Annotated in this window: 13 protein-coding genes; 9 read left to right on the top strand and 4 right to left on the bottom strand. The window is 65.2% G+C overall.

The window, feature by feature from the left end; all coding sequences use genetic code 11:
- Positions 1–3: 3 nt before the first annotated feature.
- The 3 genes from ACXJ1Y_RS15480 to ACXJ1Y_RS15470 all read right to left on the bottom strand — a co-directional run bounded on the left by ACXJ1Y_RS15480 (position 4) and on the right by ACXJ1Y_RS15470 (position 3,966).
- Positions 4–2,325 (bottom strand): 3-hydroxyacyl-CoA dehydrogenase/enoyl-CoA hydratase family protein, encoded by a 2,322-nt coding sequence (locus tag ACXJ1Y_RS15480; protein WP_463847075.1) that lies wholly within the window; start codon positions 2,323–2,325, stop codon positions 4–6.
- Positions 2,325–3,461 carry a thiolase family protein gene (locus ACXJ1Y_RS15475; protein ID WP_463847074.1) on the bottom strand — a complete coding sequence of 379 codons (1,137 nt, stop codon included), beginning with the start codon at positions 3,459–3,461 and terminating at the stop codon, positions 2,325–2,327. The genes ACXJ1Y_RS15480 and ACXJ1Y_RS15475 overlap by 1 nt, the downstream gene beginning before the upstream one ends.
- A gap of 100 nt (positions 3,462–3,561) precedes the next feature.
- Positions 3,562–3,966: a MerR family transcriptional regulator gene (locus tag ACXJ1Y_RS15470; protein ID WP_463847073.1), complete on the bottom strand. Its 405-nt coding sequence runs from the start codon at positions 3,964–3,966 to the stop codon at positions 3,562–3,564.
- Positions 3,967–4,512: 546 nt separating this feature from the next.
- On the opposite strand from ACXJ1Y_RS15470, the gene ACXJ1Y_RS15465 reads away from it, so the two are divergent.
- Entirely contained in the window at positions 4,513–5,823 is a 1,311-nt protein-coding gene (locus ACXJ1Y_RS15465) for an OmpP1/FadL family transporter (protein WP_463850134.1), read from the top strand.
- Positions 5,824–5,881: 58 nt separating this feature from the next.
- On the opposite strand, the gene ACXJ1Y_RS15460 is transcribed toward ACXJ1Y_RS15465, so the two are convergent.
- Entirely contained in the window at positions 5,882–7,387 is a 1,506-nt protein-coding gene (locus ACXJ1Y_RS15460) for a glycoside hydrolase family 16 protein (RefSeq protein ID WP_463847072.1), read from the bottom strand.
- A gap of 528 nt (positions 7,388–7,915) precedes the next feature.
- Between ACXJ1Y_RS15460 and ACXJ1Y_RS15455 the strand changes: the two genes are divergently transcribed.
- From ACXJ1Y_RS15455 to ACXJ1Y_RS15420, 8 genes are all read left to right on the top strand, one after another.
- On the top strand, positions 7,916–8,620 hold the full coding sequence (locus tag ACXJ1Y_RS15455; RefSeq protein WP_463847071.1) for a sugar transferase: 705 nt from the start codon (positions 7,916–7,918) through the stop codon (positions 8,618–8,620).
- Positions 8,621–8,823: 203 nt separating this feature from the next.
- Positions 8,824–9,996 (top strand): glycosyltransferase, encoded by a 1,173-nt coding sequence (locus tag ACXJ1Y_RS15450; RefSeq protein WP_463847070.1) that lies wholly within the window; start codon positions 8,824–8,826, stop codon positions 9,994–9,996.
- A 12-nt stretch (positions 9,997–10,008) separates the two neighbouring features.
- A complete protein-coding gene (locus tag ACXJ1Y_RS15445) occupies positions 10,009–10,959 on the top strand; it encodes a GumC domain-containing protein (RefSeq protein WP_463847069.1) in 951 nt (316 codons plus the stop codon).
- 23 nt (positions 10,960–10,982) lie between these two features.
- Positions 10,983–12,272 carry a polysaccharide biosynthesis/export family protein gene (locus tag ACXJ1Y_RS15440; protein ID WP_463847068.1) on the top strand — a complete coding sequence of 430 codons (1,290 nt, stop codon included), beginning with the start codon at positions 10,983–10,985 and terminating at the stop codon, positions 12,270–12,272.
- Positions 12,273–12,279: 7 nt separating this feature from the next.
- Complete coding sequence (locus ACXJ1Y_RS15435; protein WP_463847067.1) at positions 12,280–13,710, top strand: hypothetical protein; 1,431 nt, start codon at positions 12,280–12,282, stop codon at positions 13,708–13,710.
- A 156-nt stretch (positions 13,711–13,866) separates the two neighbouring features.
- Positions 13,867–14,982, top strand: a complete 1,116-nt coding sequence (locus ACXJ1Y_RS15430) for a glycosyltransferase family 4 protein (protein WP_463847066.1) — start codon at positions 13,867–13,869, stop codon at positions 14,980–14,982.
- 202 nt (positions 14,983–15,184) lie between these two features.
- The gene (locus ACXJ1Y_RS15425; RefSeq protein WP_463847065.1) at positions 15,185–16,093 is read left to right on the top strand and encodes a glycosyltransferase family 2 protein; all 909 of its coding nucleotides are present in this window, start codon (positions 15,185–15,187) and stop codon (positions 16,091–16,093) included.
- Positions 16,090–17,829 carry a tyrosine-protein kinase domain-containing protein gene (locus ACXJ1Y_RS15420; protein ID WP_463847064.1) on the top strand — a complete coding sequence of 580 codons (1,740 nt, stop codon included), beginning with the start codon at positions 16,090–16,092 and terminating at the stop codon, positions 17,827–17,829. Before ACXJ1Y_RS15425 ends, ACXJ1Y_RS15420 begins: the two co-directional genes overlap by 4 nt.
- Positions 17,830–17,997: the final 168 nt, after the last annotated feature.

Raw genomic sequence — 17,997 nt, 5'->3', positions numbered from 1 at the left:
TCATCAGTTCCTCACCGGCCGGCCGGTCTCGATCACGCTCTCGAACCGGTCGAGGGTCGCCTCCGTCCGCACGAGGCGCATGAAGCTGTCGCGTTCGAGTTCGAGGATCGCGTCCTCGTCCAGGGTATCGAGGGTGTCCGCCTCGCCGCCGGACAGCACCGTCGCGAGTTCCCCCGCCACCACGAGGTCGTGCTTGGTGGCGATCCCCCGTCTCGCAAAACCTTCGGCCGCCATGCGCATGGCGAGGGCGCCGGCCGGGCCGGGGAGGGTAAGGCTCACGGGCTTGGGCGGCGCGTAGCCCTCCACCAGGGACAGGGCCTTGGCCTTGGCGTCAGCGAGCAGCCGGTCGCGGTTCATGGTGATGCCGTCGCTCTCGCGCAGGAACAGGAGGTCCCGCGCCTCTTCCGCCGACTTGGCGACGGTGGCGGTCGAGACCGTCTCGAACACCTTGGCGGCGGCCGGCATCGGCCCCCGCGGCATCTTCGGCGCGGCCTGCCAGCGGGCGAGCATCTCCTTGCAGCCGCCCCAGGCCGGCACGAGGCCGACGCCGGCTTCCACGAGGCCGATATAGGTCTCGGCATGGGCCTGCACCGCGTCCGAGTGGAGCAGGATCTCGCAGCCGCCGCCGAGCGCCATCCCGGCGGGGGCGCTGACCACGGGGAAGGGGGCGTATTTGAGCTGCCCGTAGGTCTGCTGGCCGACCGAGACCAGCTTCTCGATCTCGCCCCAGGCGGCGATGTTGGCGGCGAACAGGGCGAGGCCGAGATTCGCGCCGACCGAGAAGTTCGAGCCCTCGTTATAGACCACGAGCGCCTTGTACTGCGACTTGACGAGCTTGATCGTCTTGCCGAGCAGGACCATGATCTGTTCGTCCAGCGCGTTCGCCTGCGAGGTGAACTCGAAGCACACCACGCCGTCGCCGATGTCCCACAGGGCGGCCGAGCCGTTCTTGAGGAGCGGCTTCGCGGCAAGCTTGATGTCCTCCAGCCGCAGCACGCCCTCGGGGCGCACGATTGTTTTGTAGTCGCCCCCGGCCGTAAGGACCTGCCGCTCGCCGTTCTCGACGCGGTAGAACGTCTTGCCATCGAGCCCGGCCAGGATCGGCGGGACGGGGTGCCCGTCCTTGCCCAGCCGATCGGCCACATAGGCGCCGCCGATCTTGTCGATCAGCTCGAACGGCCCCCACTTCCAGTTGTAGCCGAGGCGCATCGCCTCATCGATGGCGGCGATCTCGTCGCTCGCCTCGCCCACGAGCCCGGCGGCGTAGGCCAGCGTCGGGCCGATCACCGTCCAGGCGTAGGCGCCGACGCGGCCGTTGAGGTCGAGCACCGCGCGGGGGCCCTTGGCCTCCTTCAACTCGGGCAGGTCCGCCTTGGCGGACGGCCGGTAGGCGCCGGTTACGAGGTCGACGGCCTCCTTGGTCTTCTGCCCGTTCGTGCGGTTCAGGCGGTAGAAGCCGCCCTTGCCCTTGCGGCCGGTATGGCCCTCGGCGATCAGCTTCGTGATCAGCGGCATCTCGCGGTAGGTCGCGTGGAACGCATCCTCCGGCGGCAGGGCTGCCCGCAGGCTCTTGGTGGTGTGGGGGATCAGGTCGAGGCCGACGAGATCCACGAGGCCGAACACGCCGGTCTTCGGGATGCCGAAGGGGCGGCCCATGATGGCGTCCGCCTCCTCCACCGGCACGCCGAGGTCGTCGGCCGCCGCGATGGCGTTCTGGATCCAGAAGATGCCGAGCCGGTTGGCGATGAAGCCCGGCCTATCCTTGCAGGCGACGACGCTCTTGCCGAGCCGGCGGTCGGCGAAATCCGTCACCGTCGCGGCGAGCGCCGGATCGGTCTTCGGGCCGGTCACGACTTCGAGCAGCCGCATGTAGCGCGGCGGGTTGAAGAAGTGGGTGATCAGGAAGTCCTTCGCGAAGGCTTCCGGCATCCCCTCGATCAGCGCATCGAGCGGAATGGTCGAGGTGTTGGACGACACCGCCGTGCCCGGCCGGCGCACCGCGTCGATGCGGCGGTAGAGGGCCTGCTTCGCGTCCAGGCGCTCGATCACCACTTCGACGATCCAATCGACGTCCGCCAAGCGGTCGAGATGGTCCTCGATGTTGCACGCCTCCACGAGTTTGGCGGCGCGGGGGGACATGAAGGCGGCGGGCTCCGTCTTCAGCATCCGGGCGATGGCGCCCTCGGCGAGCGCGTTCCGGTCGGCGGCGCCCTCGGGGACGATGTCCATCAGGAGCACCGGCACGCCGGCATTGGCGACATGGGCGGCGATGCCGGAGCCCATGACTCCGGCGCCGATGACGGCGACTTTGCGGATCCCGGTCATCACACGCGCTCCAGAAGGGTGGCGATGCCCTGGCCGCCGCCGATGCATTGAGTGGCCAGCGCGAAGCGGCCGCCCTCGCGGGCGAGCAGCGAGGCCGCCTTGCCGACGATGCGGGCGCCCGTGGCGCCCAGCGGATGGCCGAGCGCGATGGCGCCGCCATCGATGTTCACGATCTTTTCGTCGAGGCCGAGGTCGCGGATGCAGGCGATCGACTGGGAGGCGAAGGCCTCGTTCAGTTCGACCACGCTCAGCGCGTCGGCGGTGATGCCGGCCCGCGCCATCGCCTTCCGCGAGGCGGCGACGGGGCCGATGCCCATGATCTCCGGCTCGCAGCCCGAGATGGCGACGGCGGCCACCCGCGCCAGGGGCTTCAGCCCATGGCGGCCGGCGAAGGCCTCGCTGCACACTAGCACCGCCGAGGCGCCGTCCGTGAGGGGCGATGAGGTACCGGCCGTGACCGAGCCGTCCTGCTGGAAGGCGGGCTTCAGGCCGGCGAGCCCTTCCGCGCTGGCATCCGCCCGGATGCAGCCGTCGGTCTCGACGGTGCCGCCCTTCGTGGCGATGGGCACGATCTCGGCCGCGAGCCGGCCTTCGGCTTGCGCGGCGGCGGCCTTGCGGTGGCTCGCGACCGCGAAGGCTTCCTGGTCGGCGCGGGAAATCTCCCAGCGGCGGGCGACGTTCTCGGCGGTGTCGCCCATGCCGATATACGCGCCGGGGCGCTTCTCGTGCAGCGCCGGGTTCGGCATCGGGTTGAAGCCCATCATCGGCACGCGGCTCATGCTCTCGACGCCAGCGCAGACGAAGGCCTCGCCGGCCCCGAGCGCGATCTGCCCGGCCGCCATGTGGACGGACTGCATGGACGAGCCGCAGAAGCGGTTCACGGTGACGCCGCCGACGCCGAGGTCGAGATCGGCCATCAGCCCGATCAGCCGGGCGACGTTGAAGCCCTGCTCGCCCTCGGGGAAGGCGCAGCCGACGATCAGGTCCTCGATCTCCTTGGAGGGGATCGCCGCCTCGGCCACGAGCCGGCGCACCACCTGCGCGGCGAGGTCGTCCGGGCGGACCCTGGCGAGCGCGCCCTTCTTGGCCGGGGTGAAGGGCGAGCGTGCATAGCCCGCGATAACCACGTTGGTCATGCTGTCCTCTCGGAACGGTCGCGATGGTGGGGGAAGACGCGCAGCCGCCCGCATCCGGCGCGGCGGCCGGTCCGGAGGCGGCGGGGGAAAGGGGAGGGGGTCAGCGCGCCCGGCGCGCCGAGCCCCGCTGTTGGGCCGCCAGCGCGGTCTGGGCCTGCTGCTCGATGGCGCGCAACTCGCCGAGGGTTTCGACCAGGGCCTTCTCCTGCTCGATGAGCCCATCGATGCGGTTCTGCACCCGCTTCAGCAGGGCGCGAAGCTGCTCCTGCCGTGTCGGGTCCGCGTCGTAGAGATCGAGATATTCCTTGATCTCGCGCAGGGTGAAGCCGAGCCGCTTGCCGCGCAGGATGAGGATCAGCCGCGCCCGGTCCCGATGCGTATAGACCCGCGTATTCCCGGCCCGCTGAGGATTGAGGAGTCCCTTGTCCTCGTAGAAACGGACTGTTCTCGCCGTCACACTGAGGTCGTTGGCGAGCTGTGTCACGGTATAGAGCGGGTCGGACACAGGTGGCCTTCTCTTGCTTGCGGCCACCGTAGGCACGGAGCGCGCGAAGCGTCAAATCCGGCCGGAAGCCCGCCAGCCCCCTCCGTGCCCCTGCGGCGCGCCCAGGGGCGCAAGCCTCGGTCATCGTCCCCCTCCTTCACGCCGCGCGCCCCTCTGAGGGGGCGTTCGATTCGGCCGGTCGTGCCTAACGTATACGTCAACTCATATCCCAATGCGTCATGCCGGTGCAAGAGCGGGACGAGGCGCGCGCAGGATAGTGCCGGCCGGCACGGGGCCTCAGGGTGCGCCGCCTGACGTTAAAATGTCACAACCGGGGACATCCGGCGCGGGATGCGGACAGCCGGCCGCAAGCGTGGCCATTCCGGCTTGCATTTTTGTGCCGCTTTCGGCAGCGTCTTCACCTATAGGGAAGGCCAACGCGCCTTCACAACATCTTGGACCGACACGTCTTCGCCGCGTGCGGTTACTGAAGATTAACCATCACAGAACAAGCCCGAAAAGGGTGGGATCCAAAGAGTTCCTTGGGGAGGAATTGGGATGAGGATGATGCTTGTCGCCCGGGTCGGGTCGGCGGCGCTGCTGGCGACGCTCCTGAGCGGGACCGCGGCCAGCGCGGGGGCGTTCGGGCTGCGGGAGCAGAGCACCCAGGCGCAGGGCATGGCCTTCGCGGGCGCGGCGGCAGGGTCCGGCGGCGTCTCGTCGATGTTCTGGAACCCGGCCGTCATCACGATGCGGCCCGGCTTCGTCACCGAGCAGAACCTCACCTATCTCGGCCCCTCGGCCACGATCAATCCGACCACCGGCACCAACCCGGTCTTCGCCCGGCTCGGCGGCTCGGGCGACATCGGCCAGGGGGCGGTCCTGCCGGCGGGCGCCAGCTCGTACCAGATCAACGACCGCCTCTGGCTCGGCATCTCGACCGGCGCGCCGTTCGGCCTCACCACCAAGCCGAATCAGACGTGGGCCGGCGAGGTCTACGGCCGGTCGTCGCGCATCTTCTCCATTGCCATCAACCCGGTGATCGGCTTCAAGGTGAACGAGTGGCTCTCCGTCGCGGCGGGCCCGAACATCGAGTATTTCCGCCTGACGCTGCGCCAGGCCCTGCCGATCCCCGGCCTGCCGCCGACCGCCTATCCGAGCGGGTTCCTGAAGGGCGAATCCTGGGGCGTGGGCTTCACCGCCGGCGCCACCATCACCCCGTGGCAGGGGACGGTGTTCGGCATCGGCTACCGCTCCTCGGTGCATCACGACATCGACGGCTCGATCGGCGTGCCGCTGCTGGCCCTCGCCCCCCTGGCGGGGCAGGTGCGCGCCAACCTCAACACCCCCGACAAGCTCAGCGTCGGCCTGACCCAAGCGGTGAGCCCGGTCGCCCGCGTCTCCCTCGGCTTCGAGTGGGACAATTGGTCGAGGCTCGGCACCGTGGGCGTCGTGTCGAAGACGCTCGGCATCACGGTCAACAACCTGCCGCTCAATTACAAGGACGGGTACTATTACTCGATCGGCGGCGAGTACGACGTGAGCGAGGCCCTGACGGTGCGGGGCGGCTTCGGCTACGAGACCTCGCCCATCGACTTCAGCAACCGCTCGGTGCGCCTGCCCGACGGCGACCGCTACAGCCTGAACGTCGGCGCGAGCTACCGCTGGAACAACCAGCTGACGCTGAACGCGGCCTACTCGCACCTCTTCCTCGACCGGTCGCGGATCCTGGCGGGCCTCGGGCGCGACTACAATGTCGGCAACATCGCCTTCGCGGGCGTGGTCGATTCGAGCGTCGACATCGTCTCGGTCGGCTTCCGCTACGCCTTCGGCGTGCCGCCGGCCCCCGCCCCGGCGCCGCTGGTGCGCAAGTACTGAGGCCGAAAGCCAGCCGGTTTCGAGGGCGGACAGGCGAACCCGCCTGTCCGCCCTTCGCTCATCCGAGGTGGCGTCCTTCCAGGGCCCCGAACTGCAGGTAGTGCAGCAGCGGGTCGATATGGGCCGCCGCCACGTCCGGGTTGGCGGCGAGATAGGCGTTGGTGCTGAACGCGGCGGAGGGGTCGCGCCCTTCCTTCCAGCCGAACTGGTCGTAATGGGCCAGCGGGTCGATATGGGCGGCGGCCACGTCCGCGTTGTGGGCGACGTAATAGGCCGTGTCGAAGAAGGCGTCCCCCTTGCGGCCCTCCTGCCAGCCGTTGGTCTGGTAGTGCTGGTAGGCCAGGGCGAGGGTGTCGCCGCCCGTGGCCAGCACCAGCTTGGCGACGTCCGGATTGGCCAGCAGGTAATACTCGGCGTCGAAGGAGCCGTGGGTGAAGTCGCCCGGCTTGCCGATGGCGGCGTAGGTCTGCCGTCCCTCGGCCTGCCCGTTCTGGAGGTAATGGGTGAAGGGATCAATCCCGGCGGCCTTCACGTCCGGGTTGCGGGCGAGATACTGCTCGACGTCGAAGCCGGCCGAGGGGTCGCGCCCCTCCTTCCAGCCGTATTGCTGATAATGCGTCAGCGGGTCCATGCCCGCCTTGGCCACGTCGCCGTTGGCGGCCAGATAGCCGTCGCGGGCGAAGGACACGGTCTCGGAGATCGGCTTCACCACCGGGGCGGGAGCCTTCGCCGCCGTCGCTCCGTAGAGCCCCGGGTCCTGTCCGTCCGGGGCCGAGACGGTCTGCTGCGTGATGGCGACCGCGTTCGGGTCGCTGGAATAGGCCCGGATGTAGTCGATCTTCATCGTCATCGGGACGCCCGCCTCGTCGGCGTCGGTCTGCGTCGCGAGGTTGGCGAGGAGATACATCGGGCCGTGCATGTCCGAGGGCGTCGGCCTCGACCCCATGAACTGGCCGTCGAAGTAGAAGCTGATCGTGTCCTTCTGCCAGTCCATGCCGTAGGTGTGGTAGCCCGTCACCTGCGTCGGGTTGTTGCTGAAGACCTGCAGGTCCGAATTGGGGTTCTTGTTCGGCCCGGGATCCGTGGTGTGGATCCAGCGATAGGTGCCCTGGTTGTACGCGCCGTAATGCTCGACGACATCGAGTTCCTGCCAGCCCGGCAGGTTGGTGGGGTTCGCGGCCGGCGTGGTGGGGAGCAGCCAGAACGCATCCCACCCGCCCTTGGCGTCGGCGAGATCGGCCCGCATCTCGAAATACCCGTAGGTCTGCGAGAAATTGCCCTGGGTCGTGATCAGCCCCGATTCCCAGCTGCCGGGATAGCCGAACTTCGTCCGGTCCGGCACGGCGGTGATGGCGAGGGCGCCGCCCTGCACGCTGAACGGATCGTAGCCGGATGCGGGATCGACGAAGGAGGAATGGCCGAAGCCGATGTCGGAATTGGCGTCGTACCGCCACTGGGACCGGATGTCGGCCCATGTCGTGCCTTGGCCCGTCTGCGAGATGCTGCGGGTGTTGAATTCGTCGTCGAAGGTCAGACGATAGCCGGTGAGGTCGAGTAACGGCATCACGGGGATCCACGAATATCCAAGACCCCGTGATCTGCGCCCTGAATAATTAAATCTTGCTTTCTCTTGCGTGAATGCCATCCCGCCCGCGACTGGGGCCGGGCGCGGCCGATTCGCGTGTCGGCGGGCCATGGGCTGGAGGATGCTCCCCGGGCGGGGCCGATGCCGCCTCTCGGTAGTCTGCCACAGGCTGCCCCGTGGCGGCCGCCGGGCGAGGATTATTTCCAGGGAGCGACGGGGAGGCGGGCCCGGCCGGTGGCACGCCGGGGGCCGGATCGCACATCCGCATGCTGATTATTGCAGCGCAACAAGCACCTTGGGTCGTGCGACGGCCGCGCTTGGAAATGGCTCAGGTTTTAAAGAATTTAGTCCTGAAATTTGGGAACTGCAAAAGCGTTCCATAGAAATTTCAAAAAAATGGGTAAAATACCCCAGGCTCGAACTTGAATTGTGCAGCGCAATCTGGCATCGGATGGCTAAGAAATCGTAAATGTTGTTACTCCCGGCTGTGCCAGAGAGGGAAGCAGTATGCTGCATCACGATCTGATCCTTGCCGTCAGCCGCTCGAGGGGGATCTCGACCGCGTCGCGGGCGAAAGGCCTCTTCGGTCTCGGCAAAGCCGTCGATCAGGCGCTCAAGCGCGCTTTCGACTTCAGTGTCGCCTTCACGGCCCTCGTTCTTCTTCTGCCGCTGTTCGCTCTCGTCGCTCTGGCGATCTGGGCCGTCGATGGGGCGGCGCCGTTCTACAGTCACCGTCGTCTCGGTCTCAACCAAAAGACGTTCGGCTGCTTGAAGTTCCGCTCCATGCGGATCAACGGCGACGCGATCCTGCAGGCGTATCTCGCCGAGAACCCAGCCGCGATGGCTGAGTGGAACGAGACGCGGAAGCTGAAGCACGACCCGCGAATCACGGTCATCGGCCATGTGCTGCGGAAGTCGAGCCTCGATGAGTTGCCGCAGCTCATCAACGTGCTGCGCGGGGAGATGAGCCTCGTGGGCCCTCGTCCGATCGTGCAGGCCGAGGTCGAGAAGTACGGCGATGCGGCGTCGGCCTATTTCGCCGTGCGGCCTGGTCTGACCGGGGCGTGGCAGGTGAGCGGCCGCTCGGACACGAGCTATGCCGAGCGTGTCAGCCTGGACCGGCACTATGTCGAGTCGCGTAGTTTCGTCGGCGACATAGTTATTATCGCGAAGACAGTTCCGGCAGTGTTCTTGGTCAAAGGCTCCTACTGATTTCGGAGTTAACGATCTTCCAATTTGCAGTTTCATCCGATTGTGTAATATCGGCGGATCGATATAATTTTCAGTGAGAGGTCACGGCGGGTCCTTGAGACCGTTGCCGTGACTTCGGCTTTTGAACCGTCTCCGCGACGCCCGCCGGCGAATGGCGGGCTCGGCGCGTACGATGCCCCGTCAATCTGGAACCGGAGGACTTCATGCGCGTCGCGATCATCCACTATTGGCTGGTGGGGATGCGGGGCGGTGAGAAGGTCATCGAGGCCCTCGCGCGGATGTACCCCGAGGCGGATATCTTCACCCATGTGGTCGTGCCGGAGATCCTCACCGAGGAACTGCGCAGGCACACGATCAAGACCTCGTTAATCGCCAAGCTTCCGCGCGCGCCGCGGATGTACAAGTCGTACCTGCCGCTGATGCCGCTCGCCCTGGAGCAACTCGATCTGCGGGGCTACGAACTGATCATCAGCAGTGAATCCGGCCCGGCCAAGGGCATCGTCCCGCCGGAGGGGGCGGTGCATGTCTGCTATTGCCACTCCCCGATGCGGTACATCTGGAACATGTACCACGATTACCGGGAGGGCGCGGGGCGTTTGGCCAAGCTGTCGATGCCCCTGCTGACCCATTACCTGCGCCTCTGGGACGAAAGCTCGGCCGCGCGGGTCGATCGGTTCGTGGCGAATTCCAGCACGGTGGCCTCGCGTATCCGCCGGTATTACCGCCGGGATTCGGGCGTGGTGCATCCGCCGGTCGACATCGACGCCTTCGCGCCGGTCGCGCCGGATGAGGTCGGCGATTATTACCTGATGGTGGGCGAACTCGTCCGCTACAAGCGGCCGGACATTGCGGTACGCGCCTTCAACCGGACGGGGCGGCGCCTCGTGGTGATCGGCGGCGGCGAGATGCTGGCCGAGCTGCGGCAGATCGCGGGGCCGACCGTGGAGATGCTGGGCTCCCAGCCCTTCGCGCAGCTGCGCCATCACTATGCCCGCGCCCGCGGCCTGATCTTCCCCGGCGAGGAGGATTTCGGGATCGTGCCGGTGGAGGCGATGGCGAGCGGTCGCCCGGTCGTCGCCTTCGGTCGCGGCGGCGCCACCGAGACGGTGGTGGACGGGCGCACCGGCGTGTTCTTCGACGAGCAGAGCGAGGATGCCCTGATCGACGCGATCGCCCGCCTGGAGCGACTGCCCCTCGATCCGGCCGACATCGTCCTCCACGCCCGCCAGTTCAATCCGGCCCGGTTCGAGCACCAGATGCGCGAGGCCATCGCCGAGGCCTGGATGCAGGTGCATGGAAAAGCTATGACTGTCACGGAGCGGACGATTGACGGGGGAACCTTACACCTGGCTCGCAGAAAGTCGGCTTCGGCCTAGCGAGATGACAGGATGAGCCGCATTCGCCTCCGACCCAAATCCGCACCGTCGACTCAGATCTGGGTCGGCGCTCGCCCCCTTTCGGAGGCATCCGCCTCGATCTCAGCGACCATCGCCCTTGTCCGGACGCGGCGAGTCTTCCTGGTCATCTGGGTCGGGGCGTTCGCGCTGTGTGGGGTGGCTTACGTGAAGCTGCTTCGACCGGACTATGTCGCCACGACACAGATTTTGCTGCAACCGCGGGTTATCGTGAACGACGGCCCGGAGGACGAGCGACATTTCCACCAATTCATGATGGATACCGTCCAGTGCGAGACCGAATTGCGGGTCTTGCGTTCTGAGCAGTTGCTATACCGCGTATTCAACGCACTCGATCTTGCTAGATCTCCCGAGATCCGCAACGGACCGGATGGCTTCTGGGCCTATATCGGCCATAAGATCGCGCGGCTCGAGCGCTTCGTCGCATCCGGTCACGATTCGCTGGAAGCGTTTTATGCGTTCGCGGGTCGGGTGCGGTCGCGTCGGCTCAGCCTCTCTTACGTGATTGAAATCTCTTATCGTGCCCAGAGCGCCGAGCAGGCCGCACGGGTCGTGAACTCGATCGCTTCCGCCTATGCCGCCTATCGACTGCGCGGCGCCCTTGCCCGCGAGCAGCGGCGGGGGGTGTATCTTGAGCGCCGTTTGGAGAAGCTTCAGGGGCAGGTGCTCGCCGCTGAGGCGGGCATGCGTTTCGGGGAAATTCCTGAAGGCAATCTCGCCGATGCGGAAGTCCGCCTCCTGGGGCCCGCCAACAAGCCGCTCGGCACCGCCTATCCAAAGATGGTTCCTATCGTGGCGATGATGATCCTTTTCGGCTGCGTCAGCGGCTTATTGATCATCATCATGCCGAACCCTCCGTCCTCGAAGCGCAAGCTCAAGGCCGGCGTCGTCTCCAATCAATTTCAACGTGCGAGGGTCGCATGAGGACGTATCATCGGATTTGGCGCTTGGCCGCCGTCATCGTCCTTCTAGGCTCGACTGGCAGGCAAGCCATGGCCGAGGAGGCCTACAAGCTCGGCCCGCAGGACCAACTCCAGGTGAAGGTCTCCGATCTGCGTGCCGGGACCGGCGAAGCGTATCAGTGGCAGGCGTTCAACGGTGACTTTACCGTAGGAGCCTCGGGGCGCGTCGCCTTGCCCATCATCGGCGAAGTCGACGCGAACGGGCGGACCACGACGGACGTCGCCTCGGACATCGCCGAACGTTTGAAGACCAAAGCGGGATTGGCCACCAAGCCCGACGCCTCGGTCCAGATCGTGAAGTACCGTCCGTACTACGTCATGGGGAGCGTGGAGAAGCCCGGCGAGTATGAATACCGCCCGCAGGTCAGCGTCCTTCAGGCTGTGAGCATTGCCGGCGGCCTTCAGCGGGTTCCCACGGATATCCTTCTGCAGTTCGTCCGCGAGGCCGTGAAGGCGCAGGGCGACATCCAGGAGTACGTTACGAGCCGCCTCGCGCTCCTGGCGAGGCAGGCTCGCCTCGATGCCGAACTGCGCGAAAAGCCCATCGCGTTTCCGCCGGAGCTCGAAGCCCGCGCCAAGGAGCCTGAGATCGCGCGGATCATGAACGAGGAGCGTCTCGCCCTTGAGACGCGCCGCGCCTCCCTCGATGCGCAGATCGTGAACATCAAGAAGAACAAGGATTACCTCACCGACCAGATCGCGTCTTTGAGCGCGAAGGACTCGACCACGGGCGAACAGCTCGAGATCATGAAGCAGGAGCTGGCCAGGATTTCGAGCTTGGTCAGCAAGGGCCTTTCGGCCATGCCCCGCCAAATCGAGACCTCGCAGACCATCGCGACCCTCGAGTCGAACCGTCTCGACGTGCAGATCGCCGTGATCCGGGCTCGCCAGGATATTTCCCGGGCCGATCGGGATATCCTCGAAATCAAGGACCAGCGTCGCAACACGGTCCTTCAGGAAGCCGCCGAGACCCGCATCAAGCTGAGCGAGGTGACAGCGCGCCTCGAAGGGGCGAAGAACCTTCTCTACCAAGCCCAGGTCCGGTCGCCTGCAACGGTCGTGAGCAACTCGGAGGCCTATTCTAAGCCGGAATACTTCATCCTTCGACGGCATGCCGGAAAGGCTCAGATGATCCCTGCAGAGGACGACGACCTCCTGCAACCGGGTGACGTGGTCCGAGTGGTTCCTCGGATCGTGGATCCGCGCGCGGCCGATACGCAGATCAGTAGCGCGAGAGGTGCCCGTGCCTCTGGCGAACCCCTGAAGGACTTTTGAGGCAGCTGTGTCTTGGCCCGCTGCCCTGCTCTGGGGCCTCATGCTGGTTGCGGTCTTCTCCAATGGACCGAGCCTGCTCTACTTGTTGTTCATCACCGGTTGCTTCGGCTCTCTTCAGATGCTGCCGGGCAGCGGAGGTGCCACCTTGCTGCCGCAATCGGCCTGCGCCGCGTTGTTCGCCTGTAAGGTGTTGGTTCAACGGGGGAACCCGACGCGAGCTTTGGAAGCGGCTGTGGATCCGCGACGGCTTGCGTTGTTCTCGGCCTTCCTCCTTTATGCTGTTGTCGGCGCACAAGTGATGCCGCGCGTCTTCGCAAACATGTTCGAGGTGGTGCCGGTTTCGGCGCTCCGGTTCGGAACCGATGTCTTGAAGCCGGGGGCCGGTAACTTCACCCAGTCGGGCTATATGGCCCTGTCCTACGGGACGACGCTCTGCTTCACGATCATCGGCCAAACGGACGAGACACGGGAGCATTTCAAGCGTGCGCTGCTGGGTGGGGCCATCGTCCTCGTGGCGACCGGCGTCGTGGATTTCATCACGTACACGCTCGGTATCGGCGCGATCCTCGACCCGTTCCGCAATGCGAGCTACGCGCTCCTCACCGAGGTCGAAGCCGAGGGTGCCAAGCGCGTGGTCGGGCTGATGCCGGAGGCTTCGGTCTACGGATCGATCTGCGTCGGCATGCTGTCGATGCTGCTGTTCATGCGACCGTTCTTCCGCAAGGGGCCGGAGACCCTCGTGCTGGTGGCCACGATGGTCATGCTGACGTTGATGACGATCCTCTCTACGTCATCGACTGCTTATGTCGGTTTCGGGGTGTTGGTCGCGATCTACGGGATCGACCTCCTCATCCGCATGCTCGATCCCCGTAACCCGCGCCGGGACCAGATCAATCTCGAAATCAGCCTGATTATCCTGCTGATTTTCTCGGCGTTCGTTGGCTTCATGATCAAGCCGACGCTCTTCGATCCGATCATCACCATGGTCGACAAGATGGTTTTCCAGAAGGCGTCGACCTCGTCCTTCGCCGAGCGCAGCATGTGGAACCGTGTCGGCTGGCACGCCTTCATCGACTCGGGCGGCATGGGCGCCGGGCTCGGCTCGATCCGCGTCTCGAACTGGGCGATCTCGATCCTCGGCAGCACCGGCATCCTCGGTGCCATACTCATGTTCGGCTTCATCGCGCAGCAGCTTCTCGCTGTGCCCCGTTTGGCGCCGCCTGCGGTAAAAACCTTCGCGACGGTGGTTAAGTTTGGCCTGTTGCCGACTCTCGTCATGTATCAGGTTGCGGGAACGATTCCCGATATCGGCATCAGTACCGCCGCAGCTCTCGGCATGATCACGGCGACGCATATGGTCGGAGTGAGGTCATCTCGCCCCGTGCCACCCTTCGACACCCCACAGGCTGTCGGCCTCGATGAGCGTACGGCCTCATAGCGAGCTTCACCCATGAGGTGCGCCGAAAGGGCGTTGACGGATCCCCCGACATCGACCGACGGGGCGGAGTTTCCAAGGGTTTGGTACTTCAACGGGACATCAATTCCGGTTTCGCGACGATAGCGTCGTCCGTACCGGCAAAGGAGGTCGTAAGCATTGGGCAAGTCGGACCGCTTGGCGGCACGCAGCAACGGGATCGGGTCCTCGGCGGCACCGCGCTTTGCGATCAATGGCCGCTTCTATGGCCAGCCGGTGACGGGTGTGCAGCGGTATGCACGTGAAATCGTTCGCGAAATCGATCAGGAGTTGGGCAATCGCGGAAAGCGTGCCGAACTTTTGATCCCGCCGGGTGCCGACGCAGCGCCGACTTCCGCAGCGATCGAGGTGCGTGGTGTGAACGGCGCAAGCGGGCATCTGTGGGAACAGACACTCCTGCCGCTCCGAGCGACGGCGCCCCTACTGAATCTCTGCAATATGGGTCCTCTGGCGCTCCGGCGGCAGATCGTCTGCATCCACGATACGAACGTCTTCGATGCGCCGGACAGTTACAGTCGCGCCTTCCGTACGGTCTACCACCTGTTGATCCCTGGCTTGGCCCGGCGGGCGATGACGATCACGACAGTGTCGAATGCCTCGGCCCGCATGCTCAAGCATCACCTCGGCTTCGCATCCTTGGACGTCGCGGTTATCCCGAACGGACATGAGCATGTCTACCGCTGGGAGGGGGCCAACTCGAGGCTGGCGTCTTCCCTCGCGGGCCTGCGCCCCTTCGTGCTGCTTCTCGGGAGCCGAGCGCGGCACAAGAACGCCGCCTTCATCCTGCAGCAGGCCGAAGCCCTCGATAGCCTAGGGCTCGATCTCGTGGTGGCGGGCGGCAGCGCGGAGATCTTCGCGCAGACCGGGTCCATAGAGGCTGCCAACATTCACCGCCTCGGTTTCGTGTCGGACGACGACCTCGCATGGCTCTACTCCCATGCCCTTTGCCTTGCATTCCCGTCCAGACAAGAGGGGTTCGGAATTCCATTGGTGGAAGCCATGGCGCTCGGGTGCCCGGTCGTCTCGTCGGATCAATCCTGCATGCCGGAGATCTGCGGCGACGCGGCCCTGCTTGCCGGCCCGGATGACGCGCCTGCTTGGCAAGCCCATTTTCGCAACCTCATCGCCTCTTCCGTCCTTCGGGAGGACCTCAAGGGTCGCGGCTTGGAACGCGTGAAGCTCTTCTCGTGGCGCGCATCCGCGCAGTCCTATCTCAACTTGCTCGACCGGCTGTGAGGCCGCGTCCAAATCCGATAGGGGAATCCCCGCGAAGTCCTGCCGTTGTGATCAGTCGCTTGACGACGAATCTCAGTCCGGGCCAAGTGTTGCTTGGCAACATCTCGCAATGGCTTGGTGTGCGTGCTGCCGAGCATGACAAATGTATTGCCTTTGCCGCAGGGCAATTTGACTTTTTTGTTCGGTTTAAGGGGGTTGAGCGATGTCGAGCGGCGAGATGTCTAGCGTAGCCGCAAACGAGCCACTCCGTGTCGTCGTTGGCGTCGCGACCAAGGGGCGGCCCGACCAACTCGCTGCAATGCTCGGCCACCTCGCATTGCAGACCTTGAAACCGCAGCAGATCATCGTCTGCTGTTCGGGGCCCGAGGATGTCGGAGCCGTCGCCGAGAATCCGGACGTGCAGGTGATCTACACGGCTGCGGGCCTACCGCGGCAGCGCAACGGGATCCTCAAGGCGCTGCCGGACAACGCCGATCTCATTGCGTTCTTCGATGACGATTATTATCCCGATCCGCGCTGGCTCGAGACCGTTGTCCAGGCCTTCCGGGCGGACCCGACAATCGCCTGCATCACAGGGCACGTCGTCGCCGACGGAATCCTCGGTGCTGGGCTTTCCAAGGAATTCGCGGTGGCCAGCGTCACCGCCCACGATCCTTCCACCACTGATTGGGTGATTGAGAATTTCAGTCCCTACGGATGCAACATGGCCTTCCGTTGCGCGGCCATCCAAGGACTGCTTTTCGATGAGAGGCTCGTCCTTTACGGATGGCTGGAGGACCGCGACTTTGGCGCGCAAGTTGCCAAGCGTGGCGGACGTGTCCTCAAGGTGGGGGCAGCCTACGGAGCTCATCTTGGCGTCAAACGCGGTCGGGTCTCTGGACTGAAATTCGGCTACTCTCAGGTCATGAATCCTGTTTATATGCACCGCAAGGGCACGATGACGACGCGGCAGGTCATCGGGCAGATTGGTCGGAACGTCGCCGCCAATCTCATGAAGTCGTTGTCTCCGGAACCATACGTCGATCGGCGCGGCCGCTTGCGCGGCAACTTGATCGCGGCCTTCGACCTCCTGCGCTTCCGCCTGACACCCGAACGGGCTGCATCTCTATGAACTACACGCCTCCCTCCCTCGGCCGTCCCGAAGAGCTGCCCCAGGCCGCGCTTCCTGGACTGGAACATGTCGACATGCGCCAGGAAGCGGATGACCCCGGTGGCACGCTGATCGGTGACCTGATCGCAGCGGTCCGCCGGAGAGCGCTCGGCCTCGGCCTGTGGATCCTGTTCTGCCTCATTGCAGGGCTCGGCTACGTCGCCGTGGCGCAGCCCGAATATGTCGCGAGCGCCCAAATCGCTCTCGAGCCGCGGGTGCGCCTCCCGCCCGGCACCGATGCGGCGGCGGCGGCTTCGGCGGCGGCCCCGGTCCTCGACAGCGCCCAGACCGAGAGCCAGCTCCAGGTCATCCGCTCGGCCAGAAACCTCCGCTACGTGTTCGACACGCTCAAGCTCGATAGCGACCCGGCCTACGCTGACAAGGGCCCAGGGCTGGTCGGCCGGACGCTCGGTAAGATCCTCGGTCTGTTTGCCCCGCCGTCGAGCCGGCCGTCGGACGATGAGCTGGCGTCACGCGCTCGCGAGATCGCTTTTCAGAACTTCTCCGATCGCGTGCAGGTGCGGCGCCTCGGCCAATCCTACGTTCTCGAAGTCTCGTTCCGCGGCCTTACTCCGGCGAACACCACCCGGATTACGAATTCCATCGCCGCAGCCTATATCCGAGATCAGGTGTTCGTCCACGCCGCATCCGATCAGCGCGGGATCGAGTTCCTGCAAGGTCGAATCTCCCTCATCCAAGCCGAGAAAAAGGCGGCCGAAGAGGCCGTGGCCACAGGGGTCATCACCGACTTCCAGTTTCCTGATTCGGACGCTCGCATCGTGGGCTCGGCCCTTCCGCCGCTGGCCGCTGCCTTTCCGCAGACCAAGCTGATTCTGCTGTTCAGCGGCATCCTCGGCCTCGTGACCGGAATTGCGTCGATCGCGGTGCTTCACAACTTCGACCGCAAGGTCCGCTCGCCCGCTCAAATCCGACGTCTGCTCGGGGTCGATTGCCTCGTCTCCGTCCCGCGGTGGAAGGCAGGGCGGCTCACTGACACGACGGCTCTGACACAGCCGGAGACCGAGTTCGCCTTGGCCATGCGCCTGCTCCGCACGGTCATCTTCGCAGCCGGCATCAAGTCCCAGCAGGTCTCGATCGGGTTCGTAAGTTGCCAGGAAGGCGATGGCTGCACCATCTTGAGCGCAAACCTCGCTCACCTCCTTGCCGCGTTCGGCTCCAGGGTCGCTCTCATCGATGCCAACCTCGGCCGGCCCGATCTCACCCGTCGTCTCGCCCCTCGAGCCGGGACCGGCCTTGATACGATCATGCAATCGTCCTCGCCCACGAATGACCTTCCTGAAGTGGCGATCACACCCTCTCTCAGCTTCGTCCCGGCCGTCGCCGGCTTGGCGACAGGACACAAGGCCGATCCGAACGCCTTTCTAGGTTCGCCGGCGATCCGCGCGGGACTGAGCCGCCTTGTTCGCCAGCGGGATGTCATCCTCGATATGGCTGCGCTCGAATCCTCGCCCGACGCACAGGCGATCGGACACATGCTGACGGGCGTCGTCTTGGTTGCCACTTTGAACCGGACAAAGCTCGATCAGCTTTCCGAGGCAATCCGGGCGTTACGCTCGGCCAATACCCGCGTGCTGGGTATCGTCCTGAACGATCCCGCGCGGTCCCGGAAGGACAGCAGGTTGGTGAATGCGACTGCGTCTCGGGGCATGCCAGCCAGCCCCGAACCGGCTAACTGATCGCCCAAAACGGTTCCCCCTCAGCCCGCGAACAGGGAAGCGTCCAGTAATCTGAGAGACAAACGCATCTTATAGTTGCACGTGTTGCTTGCGCGTATATGATGGCCTGTAGCAGCGATAGGGCGAAATTTTTTAAAGTACAGCTTAGTGATTCATCTATATCCTGAT

This window comes from Methylobacterium sp. TK26, from assembly GCF_055361565.1.
The sequence above is the reverse complement of the archived record's forward strand: the minus strand, read 5'-3'. Positions and strand labels throughout refer to the sequence as shown.